The sequence below is a fragment of the Micromonospora sp. NPDC093243 genome (genome assembly GCF_044753725.1).
Classification (GTDB): domain Bacteria; phylum Actinomycetota; class Actinomycetes; order Mycobacteriales; family Micromonosporaceae; genus Micromonospora.
Map to the genome: position 1 here is coordinate 851,293 of NZ_JBIVNT010000003.1, position 18,199 is coordinate 869,491.

The 18,199-nt window shown below is 73.8% G+C and carries 18 protein-coding genes and 1 tRNA gene; 10 read left to right on the top strand and 9 right to left on the bottom strand.

Annotated features, from left to right (window positions below):
- Window positions 1–49: 49 nt before the first annotated feature.
- On the bottom strand, window positions 50–2,269 hold the full coding sequence (locus ACIP9D_RS13565) for an ATP-binding domain-containing protein (protein ID WP_350875463.1): 2,220 nt from the start codon (window positions 2,267–2,269) through the stop codon (window positions 50–52).
- Window positions 2,270–2,490: 221 nt separating this feature from the next.
- Between ACIP9D_RS13565 and ACIP9D_RS13570 the strand changes: the two genes are divergently transcribed.
- A complete protein-coding gene (locus ACIP9D_RS13570) occupies window positions 2,491–3,174 on the top strand; it encodes an SGNH/GDSL hydrolase family protein (protein WP_350875383.1) in 684 nt (227 codons plus the stop codon).
- A gap of 78 nt (window positions 3,175–3,252) precedes the next feature.
- On the opposite strand, the gene ACIP9D_RS13575 is transcribed toward ACIP9D_RS13570, so the two are convergent.
- Window positions 3,253–4,134, bottom strand: coding sequence for an EamA family transporter (locus tag ACIP9D_RS13575; RefSeq protein WP_350875386.1), 882 nt, complete (start codon window positions 4,132–4,134; stop codon window positions 3,253–3,255).
- Between the two features lie 84 nt (window positions 4,135–4,218).
- Between ACIP9D_RS13575 and ACIP9D_RS13580 the strand changes: the two genes are divergently transcribed.
- Window positions 4,219–5,112, top strand: a complete 894-nt coding sequence (locus ACIP9D_RS13580; RefSeq protein WP_350875388.1) for a LysR substrate-binding domain-containing protein — start codon at window positions 4,219–4,221, stop codon at window positions 5,110–5,112.
- A 109-nt stretch (window positions 5,113–5,221) separates the two neighbouring features.
- Here the strand turns inward: ACIP9D_RS13580 and ACIP9D_RS13585 are convergent, their stop codons facing one another.
- Window positions 5,222–6,343, bottom strand: coding sequence for a sigma-E factor regulatory protein RseB domain-containing protein (locus tag ACIP9D_RS13585; protein ID WP_350875390.1), 1,122 nt, complete (start codon window positions 6,341–6,343; stop codon window positions 5,222–5,224).
- Between the two features lie 93 nt (window positions 6,344–6,436).
- Here ACIP9D_RS13585 and ACIP9D_RS13590 point away from each other — a divergent pair, with 93 nt between their 5' ends.
- Complete coding sequence (locus tag ACIP9D_RS13590) at window positions 6,437–7,093, top strand: response regulator transcription factor (RefSeq protein WP_350875392.1); 657 nt, start codon at window positions 6,437–6,439, stop codon at window positions 7,091–7,093.
- A gap of 50 nt (window positions 7,094–7,143) precedes the next feature.
- Window positions 7,144–8,493, top strand: coding sequence for a HAMP domain-containing sensor histidine kinase (locus ACIP9D_RS13595; protein ID WP_350875465.1), 1,350 nt, complete (start codon window positions 7,144–7,146; stop codon window positions 8,491–8,493).
- A gap of 5 nt (window positions 8,494–8,498) precedes the next feature.
- On the opposite strand, the gene ACIP9D_RS13600 is transcribed toward ACIP9D_RS13595, so the two are convergent.
- Window positions 8,499–10,055 carry a tetratricopeptide repeat protein gene (locus ACIP9D_RS13600; RefSeq protein WP_350875394.1) on the bottom strand — a complete coding sequence of 519 codons (1,557 nt, stop codon included), beginning with the start codon at window positions 10,053–10,055 and terminating at the stop codon, window positions 8,499–8,501.
- 57 nt (window positions 10,056–10,112) lie between these two features.
- Window positions 10,113–10,574: a MarR family transcriptional regulator gene (locus ACIP9D_RS13605; protein WP_350875396.1), complete on the bottom strand. Its 462-nt coding sequence runs from the start codon at window positions 10,572–10,574 to the stop codon at window positions 10,113–10,115.
- 50 nt (window positions 10,575–10,624) lie between these two features.
- Here ACIP9D_RS13605 and ACIP9D_RS13610 point away from each other — a divergent pair, with 50 nt between their 5' ends.
- Window positions 10,625–11,146 (top strand): VOC family protein, encoded by a 522-nt coding sequence (locus tag ACIP9D_RS13610; RefSeq protein WP_350875398.1) that lies wholly within the window; start codon window positions 10,625–10,627, stop codon window positions 11,144–11,146.
- A gap of 24 nt (window positions 11,147–11,170) precedes the next feature.
- Window positions 11,171–12,103, top strand: coding sequence for a hypothetical protein (locus tag ACIP9D_RS13615; protein ID WP_350875400.1), 933 nt, complete (start codon window positions 11,171–11,173; stop codon window positions 12,101–12,103).
- A 109-nt stretch (window positions 12,104–12,212) separates the two neighbouring features.
- On the opposite strand, the gene ACIP9D_RS13620 is transcribed toward ACIP9D_RS13615, so the two are convergent.
- Entirely contained in the window at window positions 12,213–12,392 is a 180-nt protein-coding gene (locus ACIP9D_RS13620; RefSeq protein ID WP_281575888.1) for a DUF4236 domain-containing protein, read from the bottom strand.
- Window positions 12,393–12,698: 306 nt separating this feature from the next.
- On the opposite strand from ACIP9D_RS13620, the gene ACIP9D_RS13625 reads away from it, so the two are divergent.
- A complete protein-coding gene (locus tag ACIP9D_RS13625; RefSeq protein ID WP_350875402.1) occupies window positions 12,699–13,289 on the top strand; it encodes a flavin reductase family protein in 591 nt (196 codons plus the stop codon).
- 66 nt (window positions 13,290–13,355) lie between these two features.
- On the opposite strand, the gene ACIP9D_RS13630 is transcribed toward ACIP9D_RS13625, so the two are convergent.
- Entirely contained in the window at window positions 13,356–13,811 is a 456-nt protein-coding gene (locus tag ACIP9D_RS13630; RefSeq protein ID WP_350875404.1) for an Rrf2 family transcriptional regulator, read from the bottom strand.
- 45 nt (window positions 13,812–13,856) lie between these two features.
- A complete protein-coding gene (locus ACIP9D_RS13635; protein WP_350875406.1) occupies window positions 13,857–14,762 on the bottom strand; it encodes an AraC family transcriptional regulator in 906 nt (301 codons plus the stop codon).
- Window positions 14,763–14,992: 230 nt separating this feature from the next.
- Here ACIP9D_RS13635 and ACIP9D_RS13640 point away from each other — a divergent pair, with 230 nt between their 5' ends.
- Window positions 14,993–15,769: a glucose 1-dehydrogenase gene (locus tag ACIP9D_RS13640; protein ID WP_350875408.1), complete on the top strand. Its 777-nt coding sequence runs from the start codon at window positions 14,993–14,995 to the stop codon at window positions 15,767–15,769.
- Window positions 15,770–15,901: 132 nt separating this feature from the next.
- On the opposite strand, the gene ACIP9D_RS13645 is transcribed toward ACIP9D_RS13640, so the two are convergent.
- The gene (locus ACIP9D_RS13645) at window positions 15,902–16,333 is read right to left on the bottom strand and encodes an SsgA family sporulation/cell division regulator (RefSeq protein ID WP_007457244.1); all 432 of its coding nucleotides are present in this window, start codon (window positions 16,331–16,333) and stop codon (window positions 15,902–15,904) included.
- A gap of 294 nt (window positions 16,334–16,627) precedes the next feature.
- Between ACIP9D_RS13645 and ACIP9D_RS13650 the strand changes: the two genes are divergently transcribed.
- Both ACIP9D_RS13650 and ACIP9D_RS13655 read left to right on the top strand, forming a co-directional pair.
- Window positions 16,628–17,191, top strand: coding sequence for a TIGR02611 family protein (locus ACIP9D_RS13650; RefSeq protein WP_400449885.1), 564 nt, complete (start codon window positions 16,628–16,630; stop codon window positions 17,189–17,191).
- Window positions 17,192–17,241: 50 nt separating this feature from the next.
- A tRNA-Val gene (locus ACIP9D_RS13655) sits at window positions 17,242–17,316 on the top strand.
- Window positions 17,317–18,199 lie beyond the last annotated feature (883 nt).

Genomic DNA, 18,199 nt, shown 5'->3' on the forward strand with positions numbered 1-18,199 from the left:
CCGACACGCCGTGTCGGCGGACAACAACTTCATGATCAACGCCTTTTGTTCAAGGGGTGGGGCGCAGGATGCCGAGGCGTTGGGTGGCGCGGGTGAGGGCGACGTAGAGGTCGCTGCGTCCGCGCGGGGACTCGGCAACGATCCGGTCCGGGTCGATCACCAGCACCGAGTCGAACTCCAGCCCCTTGGCCTGGGCCACGGTGAGCACCACCACCCGGCTCTCCAACTCGGGGTGCTCACCGACTGCCGCCTCGGGCAGCGCCGCGGTGAGCGCCGCGCCGAGGTCGTCCACCAGTCCGGCCGGAACGATCACCCCGAGGCGGCCGTCGTCGAGCCCGGCGGCCTCCCGGCTCGCGACGTCGACCAGCTCCGCCGCCAGCCGGCCCGCGTCCACCGCGCGGTCCCACGGCGGTACGCCGCTCTCCCGCACCGCACGCGGCGGTCGCAGCGTCGGGTCGATCTCGGTGAGCAGGTCGGCGGCGACCGCCATGATCTCGGCGGGCGTGCGGTAGCTGACCGTCAGCTCGGTCAGCCGCCACCGGTCCGCCACGTACGGCGCCAGCGCCTCCCGCCAGGACGGCGTGCCCGCGAGCGCGCCGGTCTGCGCCACGTCCCCGACGATGGTCATCGAGCGGCTCGGGCAGCGCCGCATCAGCAGCCGCCAGGCCATCGGCGAGAGCTCCTGCGCCTCGTCGACGATGACGTGCCCGAAGGCCCACGTCCGGTCGGCCGCCGCCCGCTGGGCGGTGGTGAGCCGGTCGGCCTCCTCCTGCCGCTCCAGCAGCCGGTCGGCGTCGATCAGGTCGGTCACGCCGAGGATCTCGCCGCCGTCGGCCTCGTCCTCCACGTCGATCGACCGGGAACCTCGGGCGATCTCCAGCACGCCCTCGGCGTACTCGCGTTGCAGTGACCGGATCCGTTCCCGGCGGGCAGCGGCGGCGCGCTCGTCCTCGCCGAGCAGTTCGGCGGCCTCGTCGAGCAGCGGCACGTCGGCGGGCGTCCAGCCGCCCGGCTCGCGGTGCAGCAGCGCGCGCTCGTGCGGTGTCAGCGTCGCCGCGGCGGCGGCGATCCGGTCGGGGTCGGCGTAGAGGTCGGCGAGCAGGCGCTGCGGCGTGAGCACCGGCCAGAGCTGATCCAGGGCGGCCCGTACCGCCGGCTCCTCGCGCAGCTCCCGGCGGATCTCGGCGCGGTCGGCCTCGTCGAGCAGGTTCTCCCCGCCGAGCGGGTCCGCGCCGATCCGGTCGGCCACCTGCTCGGCCAGCGCGTGCACCACCTCGACGTCGAAGAGCGCCCGGGCCAGGTTGTGCGGCCGGCCGGTACGCCGGGCCTGGTCCCGGGCCACCCGGACGGTCTCCGGGTCGAGGGTGAGCACCTCGCGCTCCACCTCGATCTCCATCGGTGCGTCGGGCACCCGCTGCCGGTCCCGGACCGCGGCGGCCAGTACGTCGACCATCGCCGTGCGGCCCTTGAGCGCGGCGGTTTCGGCGGACTCGACCCGGCGGGCCTGCACCCCGGGGAAGAGGTCGGCCTGGGTACGCAGCAGCACGCCGGTCTCGGCCAGCGCGGGAAGCACCTGGCCGATGTAGCGCAGGAACGTCGCGTTCGGCCCGACCAGCAGCACGCCGCGGCTGCCCAGCTCGCGCCGGTGGGTGTAGAGCAGGTACGCGGCCCGGTGCAGGGCGACCGCCGTCTTGCCGGTGCCCGGGCCACCCTGGACGACCAGCGTGCCGGGCAGGTCGGCGCGGATGATCTGGTCCTGCTCGGCCTGGATGGTCTCGACGATGTCGCGCATCCGGCCGGTCCGCCCGGCGTTGAGCGCGGCGAGCAGCGACGCCTCGCCGGTCAGCTCCTCGTGCGCGGTGGGGGACGCGGTCGCCAGGTCGAGCACCTCGTCGTTGAGACCGGTCACCTTGCGCTGCCGGGTCCGCAGGTGCCGGCGGCGCCGTACGCCCTGCGGGTTGGCGGCGGTGGCGAGGTAGAAGGCGCGGGCCGCCGGCGCGCGCCAGTCCATCAGCAGCGGGTCGTAGTCACCGCTGGTGTCGAAGATGCCGATCCGGCCGATGTAGTGTCGCGCGCCGTCCTCGTCGTCCAGCCGACCGAAGCAGAGCCCGTTCTCCACCGCGGAGAACTGCTCGACCTGCTCGGCGTACATCCGGACGGAACTGTCGCGCTGGGAGCGGGCCTGCAGGGTGCCGCCGGTCGCCCGCAGCTCGTTGGTGAGACGCTGGGCGGCCTGCTCACGCAGCCCGTCGAGCCGCTCGTAGAGCATCGAGACGTACTCCTGCTCGCGGCCGATCTCGTCGTCGTGCGGCAATTCGCCGGTACCGCCGGAGTGCCTTGACAACCCGTCTCCCTAGAGATTAGAATCTGTTGCAGGAACGGCTTTTTGAGCCGTTCTTTTTTGTGCCTGAACAGTGAAAGATAGCGCGTCGACGCGGGCCCGACCAAGCCTGTCGGCGATTCGCACGGGCTGCGGCGAGGTGCCACTCGATGATCCTCCGTACCGGCCAGCGGATCGTGTTCATCGGCGACAGCATCACCGACTGCGGCCGGCGGGTCGCCGCCGCGCCCTACGGCGACGGCTACGTGAGCCTGGTCCGCGCCTTCGTCAGTGCCCGCCATCCCGACCTGGATCTGCACTGGGTCAACCGGGGCGTGAGCGGCGACACCGTCCGCGACCTGGCCGCCCGCTGGGAACGCGATGCGGTGGGGGAACGCCCCGACTGGCTCTCCGTCATGATCGGCATCAACGACATCTGGCGTCGCTACCGGGGACGCACTGCCGACGCGGTGCCGATCGACGAGTACGAGCGGACCCTGCGCGCGCTGCTCGGCCGGGCGGTCGAGGCGACCGGCTGCCGGCTGGTCCTCGCCGACCCGTACCTCATCGAGCCGGATCGGGCCGAACCGCAGCGCGCCGACACCGACCGTTACGCGGCGGTGGTCGCCGCGCTCGCCGCGGAGTTCGACGCGGTGCACGTGCCGACCCAGGCGGCCTTCGACCGGGCGCTCGCGGTCAGCGGCCCGGAGCGCTGGGCCGACGATCGGGTGCACCCGAACCAACCAGGGCACGCCCTGCTCGCCGACGCCTTTCTCGCGGCCCTCGGCGCCGGCCCCGCGGCGCTGCTGCCCGGCAGCAGGACCGGCGAGCGAGGCGTCGCCGCGCCCCGCTGAACCGCCCCGGCACGCTGGCGCTGAAGCGTCGTTCCGACAAGCCGGCGCTCGTCGCGGAGCCCGGGGGCCGGCTGATCCTCAGGTCGTTCCGACCGGTGCCGGCTCGGCCGGCGCCGGCTCTACCGGTTTCTCCCGCCCGCCGGTGCGCTCCGCCCCGATGCCGGCGGCCACCACGAACGCGACGCCCAGCAAGGGGGCGACGCCCGGCAGCTGGCCCAGTGCGACCAGGCCCACGAGGAGAGCGATCGCCGGTTCCAGGCTCATCAGCGTGCCGAAGGCGGCGGTGGTGAGCCGGCGCAGGGCGAGTAGTTCCAGGACGAACGGGACCACCGGCAGCAGCACCGCCAGGCCCAGACCGGCGAGCAGGATGCCCCAGGTCAGGTCGGCGAAGACCGACGGCCCGACGGTCACGGTGGCGACCAGGGCGGCCACCGGCATCGAGACGGCCAGCCCGCGCAGACCGGAGACCTCGTCGCCGACCCGCTGGGTGAGCAGGATGTACGCCGCCCAGCAGACGCCGGCGGCCAGCGCGTACCCGACGCCCACGAGGTCGGCCCCGCCCCGCCACGGCTCGGTGAGCAGGAGCACCCCGACGCCGGCGAGCAGCGGCCACAGCTTCGTGCCGCCCCGGCCGCGCGCCACCGCGACCCCCAGCGGGCCGAGGAACTCCAGCGCGCTGGCCGTACCCAGCGGCAGTCGGGCCACCGCGGCCATGAACAGGATGGTGACCCCGGCCGTCACCACGCCCAGTGCCACGCAGGCGAGCAGCGCGGGGCGGGTGAGCGTGGACGGGCGTGGACGGACCAGCACCACCAGCAGGACCCCGGCCCAGGCCAGGCGGAGCCAGGCGGCGCCCTCCGGGCCGATGCGGTCGAAGAGTCCGACCGAGGCGGCAAGCCCGAGCTGCACGAGCATCATCGAGGCGAGGGCCATCGCCGAACCGGCGCGGGTGGGTGTCATGCCTCCAGTAGATCGGCTTCGCACTGTTCGTGTCCACGTGCCATTGCTGGACAGAATGTTCGATGATGCTGAACAATCGCTGACGTGGACCTGAGACGGCTGCGGTTGCTGCGCGAGCTGGCCCGGCTGGGCTCGATGCGGGAGGTCGCCGACGAGCTCGGGGTGACGACCTCGACGGTCTCCCAACAGCTCGCCGTGCTGGCCCGCGAGGTCGGTGCCGACCTGATCGAGCCGGCCGGGCGGCGGGTCCGGCTCACCCCCGCCGGCCGCCGGTTGGCCGGGCACGCGGTGACGATCCTCGCCGCCGTCGAGGCGGCCCGGCTGGACCTCGACCCGCAGGCCCAGCCGGCCGGCACCGTCCGGGTCGCCGGCTTCGCCACCGCCGTACGCCGCTCACTGCTGCCGGTCGCCGCCGACCTCGCGGTCCGCCACCCGGCGGTCCGGCTCCGCATCCACGAGCACGAGCCGACCGAGGCGTACGCGCTGCTGGCGGCCGACGGGGTCGACCTGGCGCTGACCTACGACTACCACCTCGCCCCGGCACCCGTCGATCACACCGTCGAGGCCACCGCGCTCTGGTCCACGACCTGGAGTCTCGGTGTGCCGGCCGACGCCCCGCCGGCCCCTGGCGGCTCGCCCGAGGTCTTCCGCCGGTTCGCGGGCCACGACTGGATCGTCAACTCCCGCAACACCGCCGACGAGGTGGTGGTGCGCGCGCTCGCGTCGATGGCGGACTTCGAGCCCCGGGTCGAGCACCGGGCGGACAGCCTGGAACTCGTCCAGGACATGATCGTCGCCGGGCTGGGCGTCGGGTTGCTGCCGGCCGACCAGCCGACCCTGCCCGGCGTACGCCTGCTCCCGCTCGTCGGCCCCGAGGTGCGAATGCGCTCGTACGCGGTCACCCGCCGAGGCCGGGCCGGGTGGCCGCCGCTGACCCTCGTCCTGGGCCTGCTCACCGCCGACGCCGCCACCGGCTAGGACCGGGGCGGTGCCGGGTGGCCGCCGGCGCGGGTCCAACGGCGAGCGGCGCCGCCGGCGAGGTACGCCGGCAGCGCCGCATGTTTCCGTCCGCTCGGGACGCCCCGGGTCAGCCCCGGGCGACCTGGTAGAGCCGCTCCGGGGTCACCGCGCCGGCGAGCACCCGACCGTCGTCGGTGAGCAGCACGCTGAAGAGCTTCCCGGTCAGCAGCCGGCCGCTGCCCCAGTCGCCGCTGACCGCCGGCAGCGAGTTCAGCACGCCGCCGAGCTGGGCACCGGCCGGGCCGGCCAACTTACCGGCAGCCGGCGCACCGGCATCCGCCTTGCCGGCGGCGTCGATCTTGGCAACCAGCACCGTCGTCCAGCCGCTGCCCACCGCGCGGACCTGCGGCTGCTCGGCCGTCGCCGGCTTGCGGTTCGGCCCGTCCGACCGGTCGGCCGACTCCTCGCTGACCCGCACTCCCGGCGGCGGGTTGAAGACGAACTGGTCGGCGTCCGGGCGCTGGTAGTCGACCTGGGTGAAGGCCATCTCGAAGGCCGGCTGGTCACTGCCGGTGGCGAAGACCTCGAACCGGAGCGGCACGTGCTCGCGGGCGTCGATGGCGATCCGGAACTGGTGCACCAGGGAGGCGTCGTCGCGCGGCTCCAGCACCAGCTCGTACGCGTCCCGCCCGGCCACCGTGGCCGACCGGCCCACGCTGACCGCGGTGCTCGGGTCGATGGCGGCGAGCGCCTGGTCGGCGGCCTCCTGCGGCGTGCCGGGCAGCGCCGGCGCGTGCTCGTCGACGGCGGGCTCGCCGGAAACGCCGGCGCCCAGGGTGCGGTGGGTGGCCGCGTTGGCGCGGCTGTCCCAGGTCCACACGTCGCGGCCGTTGCGGATCACATCGCGCTCGCCGAGGGTGTCGAGCAGCGCCACCCGCTGCTTGTCCGGCCCGGAGTACCAGACCCGCAGGGTGTGCGTACCGGTCAGCAGGGTGGTCAGCTCGTTGCCGCCGACCAGGCCGGCGATCGGCGGGAGCCCCAGGTCGGCGCGCTGCACGACGGTGCCGGAGAGCCCTTCGAGCCGGGAGGTCTGCAGGTCGACCAGGAGCTGGGCGGCGGTGCGGGACGGCAGGCTCGGCTCCGCCTCGGCGGCGAACGTGCCGATCGCGGCACCACCGCCGATCACGGTGGCGACGGCGGCCACCGGGACCAACCAGCGCAGGACGGGACGGCTCTTCAAGACGGACATGACGGCACCTCCTGGGAACATATTGCCTTGTGCCTGCTGTGAGGGCGCTGAGGATGCAGATGTCGGGGTGTACCGGGGTGGCACCCTTGACCCGTGCGGCTGCTGGTGGTGGAGGACGAGGCGCGGTTGGCGGCCGCGCTGCAACGGGGCCTGCAGGCCGAGGGCTTCGTGGTGGACGTGGCGTCGACCGGCCCGGCCGGGCTGGACGCCGCGCGGCACGGCGGCTACGACGCGATGATCCTGGACGTGATGCTGCCCGGCCTCTCCGGCTACGAGCTGGTCCGCCGGCTGCGCGCCGAGGAGCACTGGCTCCCGGTGCTCATGCTCTCCGCCAAGGACGGCGAGTACGACCAGGCCGACGGGCTGGACTGCGGCGCCGACGACTACCTCACCAAGCCCTTCTCGTACGTGGTGCTGCTGGCCCGGCTGCGCGCGCTGCTGCGCCGAGGCGCGCCGGAGCGCCCGGCGGTGCTGGCGGTGGGTGACCTGCGGCTCGACCCGGCGCGGCGGCGGGTGACCCGGGCCGAGAACGAGATCGCGCTGACCGCCCGCGAGTTCGCGCTGCTGAACTACCTCATGCGCCGCCCGGGCGAGGTGGTCTCCAAGACCGAGCTGCTGGACCACGTCTGGGAAGCCAGCGTGGAGACCGCGCCGAATGCCGTCGAGGTGTACGTCGGCTACCTGCGTCGCAAGATCGGTCGGGAGCGCCTGGAGACGGTCCGCGGCGCCGGCTACCGGCTGGCCACGTGAGGGCGCTGCCGCTACCGCGCCCGCCCACGCTCGGGTTGCGGGGCCGGCTGATGGCGATCGGCGTGCTCGGCCTCTCGGTCGGGCTGGCCCTCGGTGGGCTGATGCTGCTCGGTGTCCTCGGCTACGTGTTGCAGCGCAGCGTCGACAGCGAGGCGTTCCGCACCGCGGACGCGGTCGCGCTGCTCGCCGCCGAGGACGCCCTGCCCGACCCGCTGCCGGTGGCCGGCGGCCAGCTCCGGGTCCAGGTGGTCGACGCTCAGGGCCGGGTGCGGGCCGCCTCGATCGACGCCGACCGGCTGGTGCCGATGGTCCGTCCGGAGGGCCTCGACCCGGACCTGCGGCAGCGGCTGCTGGTGTCGGGGGATCGGGTCGGCCTGGCCGGTCCGGTCCGGGTGGTGACGGTGCCCGCCGGCAGCGCCGCCGACCCGCTCACCGTGCTGGTCGGCAAGTCGATGACGGACGTCCAGCACAGCACGCACGTGGTCCGGACCATCCTGTTGATCAGCTTCCCGTTGCTGGTGGCGGGGCTCGCCGGCGTCGCCTGGCGGGTGGTCGGCGCGACCCTGCGGCCGGTCGAGGCGCTGCGCCGGGGCGCCGAGGAGATCACCGGGCGGGCCGGCCCGGGCCGGCTCCCGGTGCCCGCGTCCGGGGACGAGGTGCACCGGCTGGCGGTCACCCTCAACGGGATGCTGGACCGGCTGGAATCCGCCCGGGACCGGCAGCGGGCCTTCGTCGCCGACGCCGCGCACGAGCTGCGCAGCCCGGTCACCAACATCCGTACCGAGCTGGAGGTGGCCCGGCGGCTCGGTGACCGGACCGACTGGACGGCGGTGACGTCGAACCTGCTCGCCGACACCGAGCGGTTGAGCCGCCTGGTGGACGACCTGCTGCTGCTGGCCCGGCTGGAGGAGTCCGACGCCGGCTCCGGCGGTGATCCGGGCCGGGGCGGGATCGGCCCGGTCGACCTGGGCGAACTGCTCACCACCGTCGCCGCCCGCTACCCGGCCCCGCCGGTGCGGGTCGTCCTGCCCGACGAGCCGCTGTGGACCGTCGCGCAGCCGGACGAGCTGCGCCGGATCCTGACCAACCTGGTCGACAACGCGGTCCGGCACGCCCGCGACGAGGTCGTCCTCGCCGCCGCGCCCGATGGCGCGTACCACCTGGTGACGGTGACCGACGACGGGCCGGGCATTCCGGCCGCGGACCGGGACCGGGTCTTCGACCGGTTCACCCGGCTGGACGACGCCCGGGCCCGCGACGCCGGCGGCGCCGGCCTGGGCCTGGCGATCGTGCGGGAACTGGTCCGCCGCGCCGGCGGCACCATCACCCTCAGCGACGCCGACGGTGGGGGGCTGCGGGTGTCGCTGCGCCTACCGGTGCTGCCCACCACCGAGGGCTGACGGCGTCAACCGCGGCGGGTGCAGACCTCGTCGGCGGTGGCGACGGTGTCGGTGGACCAGACCACCGCCACCGTGAAGCAGTAGTCGATGCTGCGGTTGAGCCCGTAGATGACGAAGCTGGTGGTGCCGGCGGGCAGGTCGGTGAGGGCGCTCTTGCCCTGGCCGGCCCGGCCGCCCGAGATGACCACCGGTCCCTCCCCGCCGGTCGGGTACGTCCACCGCAGCGTGACGTTGTCCCGGTTGTCGCGCAGGTTGACCGCGCCGGGCGGGGTGCCGGGCGTGGCGGCGGCCGCCGGGCTCGTGGTGGCGGGGCTGGTCGGGGCGGCGGGACTCGTCGGGGCGGCGGGGCCGCTGCTCGCCGCGCTGCTGGCCGGCGGTGCGGGCGGGTCGTCGTCGCCGTCGACCCGGGCCACGCCGGCGATCACCGCCGCCGCGCCGAGCAGCACCACGACCACCCCGCCGACCACCAGCGGGACCAGTCGGCTGCGCGCCGGCGGTGGCGCCCGGTGCACCGGCACCGGCAGCAGGCGGGACGGCTGGTAGGGCTCGTCCGGCTCGACGCCGCGGTGGACCCGGTGCACCCCGTCGGCCTCCTCGCCGGGGCCGGCCAGCGCGACCACCGCCGGCGGCACCGCGCCGCCAGGCGGCGGTGCGCCGCTGGGCGGCGGTTCGGCGGTACGGTCCGGCGGCCACCACGCCTGGCCGGCCTCGGTCGGGTCGTCGGCCGGTTGCCGCGGGTTGGGCACCGCCGGCCCGTCCGGCTCCGGCTCCGGGGGCTGGTACGGCTGGTAGGTCGGCCCGTCGTCCTGCGGCGGGGTGCGGGCGGCCGGCACCACGGGTGCGTCCCGGGCGGCCGGTGGGTTCTCGGCGCAGACGTGGTCCGGGTTCGCGGCGGCCCGGGCCAGCGCCGCCACCTGGGCGGCCAGCGGGTCGTCGGCGGCCAGGTGCTGCCGGCACAGCTCCCTGGCCAGCGCCAGGTTGTCGTGCGCCTCGGCGAACTGCCCGCAGTCGCGCTGCATCGCACCGAGCCGGGCCAGCATCTTGATGCCGCTGGGGTGCCCGTCGCCGTAGACCTCGCGGTGCAGCTCCCAGGCGTCCTGGAGGCGGTCCCGGGCGACCTGGCACTGGCCGCGGGCGTACTCGACGGTGGCCAGGTCGGCGTGGGCGGCGAGCACCCGTAGCGACTCCGGCCCGTCCTGCGCGGTCAGTTCGATGATCACGTCCTGGTAGAGCCGGGCGGCCCGGGAGTGGCTGCCCACCCGGTGCAGCACCGCGGCCAGCGTGGCGGCGGCGGCGACGGTGCGCGGATCCGAGCGGCCGTGCAGCCGGGTGCTGGCCGCGTACGCGAACGCGGCCCAGCCCCGGGCGGAGTGCGGCTCGCCGAGCGCGACCAGCACCCGCGCCTGCAGGCTCGCCGCCTCGGCCAACTCGGCGGTGGCGTTGGCCGGGCGCGGGTCGGCGTCGGTCAGCGCGTCGGAGAGCAGCCGTTGCGCGCCGGCGAGATCGCCGGTGGACACCAGGTGGTGCGCCTGATCAGTCAGTTCGCCGAAGCCGGAAGGCACGCCCCATCGTGCTCATCCGACGACGGTAAGTACAAGACCCGCGCCGGTGCGGATTGGTCAAGAACCGGTCAGGTGCTCGACCAGGCTCTCGCTGATCAGGCGCAGCTGGTCGACCTGGGCCGGTGTCAGCGCGTCGAACAGGTGCCGGCGTACCCCCTCGACGTGGCCGGGCGCCGCGGCGGCGAGCGTCGCGAAACCGGCGTCGGTGAGGTGGGCGACCTGGCCGCGCCGGTCGGTCGGGCACTCCTCGCGGCGGACCCAGCCGGCGGACTCCAGCCGGGCCACCGCGTGCGAGAGCCGGCTGCGGGAGGAGCCGGTCGCGTCGGCCAGCTCGCTCATCCGCAGCGCTCGCTCGGGCGCCTCGGAGAGCCGGACCAGGATCTCGTAGTAGGCGTGCGGCATTCCCGCGTCGCGTTGCAGCTCGCGGTCGAGGGCGTCCATCAGCCCTCGGGAGGCGGCCAGGAAGGCCCGCCAGGTGCGCTGCTCGTCCTGGTCCAGCCACCGTGTCATGACAGCCATCATAGTCGAGTTGGTTGAGAGTTCAACTAAAGCGGGCTACCGTTGGCCGCATGGGAATCCACCGGCTCAACCACGCGGTCCTCTACGTCAGTGACCTCGCCCGCAGCGTCGCCTTCTACCGCGACGTGCTGGGCTTCCGTCCGGTCGAGATGACCCCCGACGGCTTCCGCGGCGCGGCCTTCCTCCAGGCGCCCGACTCCACCAACGACCACGACCTCGGCCTGTTCGAGATCGGCGCCGGCGCCGGGCGGTCGACCGCCGGCCGGGCCACCGTCGGGCTCTACCACCTGGCCTGGGAGGTGGACACCCTCGACGAGCTGGCCGCCACCGCCGAGCGGCTGGCCGCGGCCGGCGCGCTGGTCGGCAGCTCCGACCACGGCACCACCAAGAGCCTCTACGGCCAGGACCCGGACGGCCTGGAGTTCGAGGTGGTCTGGCTGATCCCCGCCGACCTGCTCGACGACGCGGCGCTGGCGGCCCGCAAGCAGATCGGCCGGCTCGACCTCGACCGCGAGCGGCAGCGCTACGGCGGGCAGACCCGCGGCGGGGTCGGCATCTCCGTACCGGCCTGACCGGCCGTGCGGTAGAACCACAGGATGCCGAGCCACCCGACCGACGCCGTCACCCGCGAACTGCTCGTCCGCCAACTGGAGACCTGGCTGCCGGGGGCGCTGAACCGCTCCCGGCGGGCCACCGTCGCCCTGGCGTACGCCGGGAGCGACGCCGACTCCGCCGACGAGGCCCTGCGGGTGGTCGCCGAGTACGCCGACCGGCTGCGCGGTCGCCGGCTCACCGTGCTGGTGCTCGCCACGGCCGCGGACCTGCCGGCCCGGCTCGGCCCGATCGAGGCCGACCTGCCGGCCGAGGTCGCCGTGCACGTGGTGCCGGGGGAGGCGGACCGGCTGCCGGTCGGGGTCAAGGCGGCCGGCGCGGCCGGCGCCCCGGTCTTCTCCTTCGTGGACGCCGCCGGCGCCGAACCGGCACATCCCGGCGCGGGCGTCGACCCGGCGGTGCTGGCCGCCGCGGCGACCGGTCGCCCGGCCGAGGTGCTGCTGCGCCTGGGCGCCGGCGGCAGCGCGCGGGCGGCGCTGGGGGAGGCGGGCTTCCCGTTGGTGACCGAGGTGGAGCTGGTGCCGGTCGACGGTGGGCCGGCCACCACGGTCGCCTTCGGCACCGGCTCGGACCGCAGCCTGGAGGCGTTCAAGGAGGCGCTCTGGGCGGTCGACGAGTTCGCCGGCGTGCGCTACCGCGACCCGGCCGACCCGGCCGGCAGGCCGCTGGACATCGCGCTCGCCCCGGAGCCCGGCCCGCTGCGCCGGGAACTGCTGGCCGAGCTGACCCGCTCCGGCCCCCGTACGGTCACCGAGCTGCGCCGATACGCCCTCACCTCGACCGTCTACCGCTCGTCGGACGCGGTCCGGGCGCTGACCGGGCTGCTCGACGCGGGGTCGGTAACCCGCGAGCCGGCGGACGGCCGGCTCGGCGGCGACGTCGTGGTCACCGCCGCGAGCCCTCAACCACCCGCCTGACCAGCACGGGCACCCGCGATCCGGCCGATCGGCCGGACCCGGAATCCGATTTCGGTACGGGAAACGGGGTGCCGGTCGTCGTCACCGGCACCCCGCTCGCGTCGAGAGGTCAGCTGCGGGACTTGTCCTGCTTCCAGGACAGCGGGCCCGGCAGGTCGACCCGGTGCGCCCGAGCCCGAGAGTTCCACGACCATCGGCCGATCTTGATGCTCCACGACGAGAAGCCGTTCTCGGTGAAGTTGAGGATCAGCGGGCCAATCTTCTTGCGCTTGCGGAACATCAGGCCCATCGCGGGGCTCCCTTCATCACCATTCCCTGCCGTGTCGAGTTCGAACATTCCCGAAACGCCGATTCGCGAAACGCCGTCCCGTTCCAGCGTGGACGGCGCGGTCCGTCACCGGCCGAGGCCCGGCGGCCGCGATCGGGAACGCCTACCAAACAGGTAGGTGTTGCGGCGAGGTAAACGCCGGTAAGCGAAGGTGCATCACATGCACAGATAGGTGAATCTCATCTTCTGGAAGGCCGTTGACCGTCCCCGCCGCCCTCGGCAGCATGGGGGCATGTCGCAGCGGGACGAAACAGCGCCGGGGTCGGGATGACCACCGTGGAGGGTTTCCCGGCGGCGGTCGGTGAGCCCGCCCCGGCAGCCGGGGAGCTGCGCCCGGTCGACCGGGACCTGTTCCGTGCGCTGCTGCGCCGGCAGGCGACCACGGTCACCGTGGTTACCACCGCCGCCCGGGGCACCGACCCGGTCTGCCTCGGCGGCATCGGCGCGCCGATCCGGGCCGGCTTCACCGCCACCTCGTTCACCTCGGTCTCGCTGGACCCGCCGCTGGTCTCGTTCTGCCTCGACGTCACCTCGTCCAGCTGGCCGGTGCTCGACCGGGCCGAACACGTCGCGGTGCACCTGCTCGGCGCCGGCCAACGGCAGGCCGCGCGGGTCTTCGCCACCCGCGGCATCGACCGGTTCGCCGCCTACCCGCACTGGGTCACCGGCCCGTTCGGAGTCCCGCTGCTGGAGGGCGTCCTGGCCCGGCTCTTCTGCCGGGTGGTGCACCGGGTGCCGGCCGGCGACCACACCGTGGTGATCGCCGAGCCGCTGGCGCTCGGCGACGGCGGCGAGGGCGACCCGCTCGTCTACCACCAGGGCGGCTACACCACTACCGAGCCGGTCGCCCCCCGCTGAGAGGGGCGTGCCCACCCTCGACCGGACGGCGTGGAGCCGGCCGGGGTGATCGGTGCCGCGTGCGGCTCAGCGCGGCTCCCAGGCGTCCGGCAGCGCGGTGAGCTTGCGAACGTGGGCGGGGAGGCGACCACTGACGAGCTCGGCGAGGCTCACCTCGTCCACCACCCGGCGGAGCGCGGCCCGCACGGCCACCCAGAGCCCGGGCAGGTTCTCCGCCGCCCCCTCGTACCGGGTCTCCTCGGGCCGCAGGCCACGGACCCCGGCCAGCGGGCCGTCGACCGCGCGCAGCACCGCGCCGACGCTCACCTCGCGGGGCGGCCGGGCCAGCGTGTAACCGCCCTCGGCGCCGCGCTGCGCCCGGACGATCCCGGCGCGGCGCAGGTCGGCCAGGACCGCCTCGAGGAACTTGCGGGGCATGTCCTGCTCGGCGGCGATGGCCTGGGTGGAGAGCAGCGAGGGGTACACGGTGGCGAGACTCAGTGCCGCCCGGACCGCGTAGTCGCCGCGCGCGGAGATCTGCACCCTGCCATCATGCCCGGCCGGGGCGGGCGACCGGCGTCGCGGGCGTCAGGCCGGCGAGTGGTGGGCGGTGTGGGTCGGCTGCGCCGATTGCCGGGGGCGGACCACCCGGCCGGGCAGCGGGTCCTCGCGGCTGGCGCGGAACGCCCCCGGACTCATCCCCACCTCCCGGGTGAAGAACCGGCCGAAGTTGGTCGGCTCCGAGAAGCCGAGCCGCCGGCCGATCCGGGCGATCGGGTCGTCGGTGGCGGCGAGCAACCGGCTGGCCTGCAACGCCACCCGCTCGTCGATCACCTGCTTGGCGCTGCGGCCGGTGACGGCCAGGCAGGCGCGGGTCAGCGTCCGTACCGAGCAGCCGAGCCGGGCGGCGTAGTCCTCGACCCGGCGGGTGCGCTGGTAGCCCCGCTCGACCTCGCGGCAGAGCCGGTGGAAGGTCGCCTCCTCCGGCCGGTGCGCCGGGTGGGCCCCGTCGGAGAGGGTCAGCCGGAGCAGCAGCACGGCGAGCTGATGGCGGAGCAGGGCGTCCGCGGCCGGCACCCCGCGGTGCCGGACACAGTCCACCGTCAGCTGGGTCACCTCGTTGATGACCGCGTCCTCGTCCTCACCGGCGAGCTGCCGCCAGGTCGGCACGGCCTCGGGGTCGACGTCCAGACCGCGCAGCGCACCGGCCGCCCAGCGCACCACCGTCGCGTCCAACTGGGGGCAGGGGCAGCGCAGCACCTGCCCGGCCCGCACCCGCAGCAGCGTGCCGGGACGGCAGGGCAGCGGTTGGAAGTCCACTTCGGCGTCGCCGTGCCCGCCGGTGGTCAGCACCAGCAGATCCCGCTCCGCGAGCACCGGGCGACGCCAGCCCGGGTCGCCGGCCAGCTCGGCCAGCGGGAGCGTGTCTATCTCGACGGGGAAGGGCGGCGCCGTGTTGACCGTTGCCGGGGGGAGCTGACCGGAAGAGACCATCGCACCTGACGTTAGCCCGCGCCGCAGGTCACCGCATCCCGACCGGTCCCGCCCACCCGTTCGCCGCCGTCGCCGCCCGCGTCGCCCGACCGTGGCCCGGTCTTGTCCCGGTCCGGGCCGCCGGGCTACGTTACCCGGCGGTAGGGCCGTCCTGTCCGGCACGACCGGCGCTGCGTCGGCCGGGTCGACCGGCGGCGGCCGGTTCACCGCCGACGCGCGATGGGATGGGCATGACGGATCTGTTCTCGGTCGAAGGCAAGACTGTCCTGGTCACCGGCGGTTCTCGGGGGATCGGCCTGATGATCGCCCAGGGCTTCGTCCGGGCCGGCGCACACGTGATCATCTCGTCCCGCAAGGCGGAGGTCTGCGCGGCGGTGGCCGAGAAGCTGTCGGCCGAGGGACACTGCGAGGCGATCCCGGCGGACCTGGGTGACGACGCCGGCGCCGAGGGGCTCGCCGCCGCGGTCCGGGAACGCTTCGACCGGCTGGACGTGCTGGTCAACAACGCGGGCGCGACCTGGGGTGCGCCGCTGGAGGCGTACCCGGAGAGCGCGTTCGACAAGCTCTGGGCGGTCAACGTGAAGGCGGTGTTCCGGCTCACCACCGCGCTGCTGCCGGCGCTGCGCGCCGCCGCCAGCGCCGACGACCCGGCCCGCGTGATCAACATCGGCTCGATCGACGGCATCCGGGTGCCGTGGATGGAGGTGTACGCCTACTCGGCGACCAAGGCCGCGGTGCACATGCTCACCCGCAGCCTGGCCCACCAGCTGGCCGGCGAGCGGATCACTGTCAACGCGATCGCTCCCGGGCCGTTCGAGAGCAAGATGATGGCGTTCGCGCTGGACGACCCGGAGTCCCGGTCGGCCATCGAGGGTCAGGTGCCGCTGGGTCGGATCGGCCGGCCGGAGGACATGGCCGGCACCGCGATCTACCTCTCCTCGCGGGCCGGGGCGTACCTCACCGGCGCGGTCATCCCGGTCGACGGCGGCATCACCACGCACGGCTGAGCGCCCGACCGCCCCAGGCGGCCGGGCGCGCGTACGCCCGGGTGTGCGGGAGCCGCGCGGACTCGGCAGATCCGCGCGGCCCCGTGTGGCCGGATGGCCGGTGTTACCCGGTTTGACGGTTGGTGACGGTGTTCAGCGGCCGGCGAGCAGCCGGTTCACCGCGGTGTCGACGTCCAGGTGCTCGGCCTCGCGGCCGCGCGGGACGACGACGTAGGTCCGCCGCAGGAAGCGCACGAGCACGCTCCGCGGCACCTCGAAGAGAGCGTTGCCGTCGGGTGACGACAGCGCGAGCGCGACGAAGTCGCCGCGCGGAGTGGCCCAGGGCCACACCCGAACGTCGCCGATGCCGGCCGGTTCGTCGAGGCCGGTGACCAGCAGTTCGCGGGCGAAGGACCAGCTCACTGCCTCGCCCCCGGCCGATTCGGCATGGAACAGGACATGGACCGCATACGGGTCAGCAGGGTCGTAACGCAGGCTGGCACGCACCGGCAAGGCGGTGGCGTCAGGCGCGACGAGCCTTAGCGACGTCTCGACCTCTACGGTCGTCGGTCGGATGACACTCATGGACGTTCTCCCCCCGGCACCGCTGCGGAACGCGCGTGTCCCGCTTTTCCCATACTCAGGTGCTACTCCTGGCTACGCTCCGCCATACGCTGACTTCACCCAGTGGTGGGAAGGGGGGCGGAAAAGCCACATGAATGTGAAACTTCATCTAGAATTTCCGGTTCTGCCCAGTGCGTTGTCCCGCCCGGTATCGGGTGGCTCAGTCGTCGACTTACTCCGGTAACGTCCAGTCGTCGGAAGGGGTGACGGTCCCGAGCGACACTGGGGGGTGAAATGGTCACGAAACGATCCTCAGTGGATCCGATGGTGGCGCCCGGAACGCCGAACGTCGCGGGCCGAGCAACCGAAAAGCGGGGGTACGCAGTGCCGATGGATCAGCACGACCGGCCGGGCCGGCCGGCGGCCGACCGGGGGCCCGACAGTGGCGCCGGCGGCGTCGCCGTGGCCGACCGGCAGCAGCGGCGACGGTGGCGCCGACGCGTCTCCGGCACCCTCGACCTGATCCGGGCCAACCCCACCGGCCGGATCACCCTCAAGATCTTCATCGCCATCGCCGGTGCGATCGTCGTCACTGTCGGTGTCGCCCTGATCCCGCTGCCCGGCCCCGGCTGGCTGCTGGTCATCGCCGGCCTGGGCATCTGGGCGGTCGAGTACCACTGGGCCCGCCGGCTGCTCACCTTCACCCGCCGACACGTGCACAACTGGACCGAGTGGGCGAAAAGTCGATCACTGCCGGTACGCCTCGTCCTCGGCTCGGTCGGCCTGGTCTTCGTCGCCGTGGTGGTCTGGCTCTCCCTCAAGTACAGCCTCGGCATCGACGTCGTCGCCCGGGTCATGCACTACCTCGCGACGCACTGACCCCGGATTCGCGGTCGGGGGAGCGGATCAGGTACAGTCATGCGCGCTGAGGGCGATTAGCTCAGCGGGAGAGCGCTTCGTTCACACCGAAGAGGTCACTGGTTCGATCCCAGTATCGCCCACCACAGATATTTGCAGGTCAGAAGCCCGTCACCGGAACCGCCGGTAACGGGCTTCTGCCGTCTTGCCCCTTAAATTGGGAGCAGATTGGGAGCAAAGGCAACTGGCTCGCGATCCTGAACTGGCGAAACGAGACGCTACTCCACGGCCCACCAACATGCCCGTCGATCCCGTCGTCAACGTCATGGCGGCGCAACCGGTCGACCACGAGAAGCGCGACCTGGTCCGCGAGCCGCGCGGGCGCGAGTTCTCCGGGTGCCGATGTCCAACCGGCCGTCCACCGTCTCCTCCGACGGCCGATCCTGTTCAGGTTGGCGACGATCAGGCATCGTGGGCGGGTGACTCACGCCAAACGGAGAAGAGCCGGTCCTCCGGCTGCGGGTGGAGCTTGCTCCACGGCCGCTATGGGACGCAACCTCCGAGACCTGCTGCCACGATCGGAGTGGCGGCCTCTGCGCCGCAGGGCGCTTGACCAAGCTGGTGAGCACTGAGTTGCCACGAGCAGTGGGCCTGCGGAAAGGGACCCGCACTCAGACCATCATCCGGGTCGATATCCACTGTCGTGACTGTGACCGTCACGCACGCCGGCCGCGCCGGCGTCGTCGGCGGCCACTGCTGGTCGGGCGGGATCTGCGCCGCCTCGCCAAAGCCAGCTGCTAGAAGCTCGGCAGTCGGCGCGCGTTCCCTATGCCCTCCGTCGGCTGATCCGCGACAGTCATCCGCCTACTGGTCTGCGAATTCGAGCGCAGATCGCGATATGGCAGCGCACGGGCCACCGCTGGCTGGATCTCAGGTTCGGTGTCGTTGAGGCACCCAAGCGCTTGCATCAGGCCCTGCGGTCCCCAGACAACTGTGGGTGTGTGTAAGGGGTGTTGCCGGCTCTCGCGG

What these genes read in the sequence shown, in the direction of transcription:
- ACIP9D_RS13625 (WP_350875402.1), top strand. Translation starts at nt 12,699, where the DNA reads ATGACCACCGTGGAGGGTTTCCCGGCGGCGGTCGGTGAGCCCGCCCCG.
- ACIP9D_RS13620 (WP_281575888.1), bottom strand. Translation starts at nt 12,392, where the DNA reads ATGGGCCTGATGTTCCGCAAGCGCAAGAAGATTGGCCCGCTGATCCTC.
- ACIP9D_RS13565 (WP_350875463.1), bottom strand. Translation starts at nt 2,269, where the DNA reads ATGCTCTACGAGCGGCTCGACGGGCTGCGTGAGCAGGCCGCCCAGCGT.
- ACIP9D_RS13575 (WP_350875386.1), bottom strand. Translation starts at nt 4,134, where the DNA reads ATGACACCCACCCGCGCCGGTTCGGCGATGGCCCTCGCCTCGATGATG.
- ACIP9D_RS13615 (WP_350875400.1), top strand. Translation starts at nt 11,171, where the DNA reads ATGCCGAGCCACCCGACCGACGCCGTCACCCGCGAACTGCTCGTCCGC.
- ACIP9D_RS13570 (WP_350875383.1), top strand. Translation starts at nt 2,491, where the DNA reads ATGATCCTCCGTACCGGCCAGCGGATCGTGTTCATCGGCGACAGCATC.
- ACIP9D_RS13585 (WP_350875390.1), bottom strand. Translation starts at nt 6,343, where the DNA reads ATGTCCGTCTTGAAGAGCCGTCCCGTCCTGCGCTGGTTGGTCCCGGTG.
- ACIP9D_RS13605 (WP_350875396.1), bottom strand. Translation starts at nt 10,574, where the DNA reads ATGGCTGTCATGACACGGTGGCTGGACCAGGACGAGCAGCGCACCTGG.
- ACIP9D_RS13640 (WP_350875408.1), top strand. Translation starts at nt 14,993, where the DNA reads ATGACGGATCTGTTCTCGGTCGAAGGCAAGACTGTCCTGGTCACCGGC.
- ACIP9D_RS13595 (WP_350875465.1), top strand. Translation starts at nt 7,144, where the DNA reads ATGGCGATCGGCGTGCTCGGCCTCTCGGTCGGGCTGGCCCTCGGTGGG.
- ACIP9D_RS13635 (WP_350875406.1), bottom strand. Translation starts at nt 14,762, where the DNA reads ATGGTCTCTTCCGGTCAGCTCCCCCCGGCAACGGTCAACACGGCGCCG.
- ACIP9D_RS13645 (WP_007457244.1), bottom strand. Translation starts at nt 16,333, where the DNA reads ATGAGTGTCATCCGACCGACGACCGTAGAGGTCGAGACGTCGCTAAGG.
- ACIP9D_RS13610 (WP_350875398.1), top strand. Translation starts at nt 10,625, where the DNA reads ATGGGAATCCACCGGCTCAACCACGCGGTCCTCTACGTCAGTGACCTC.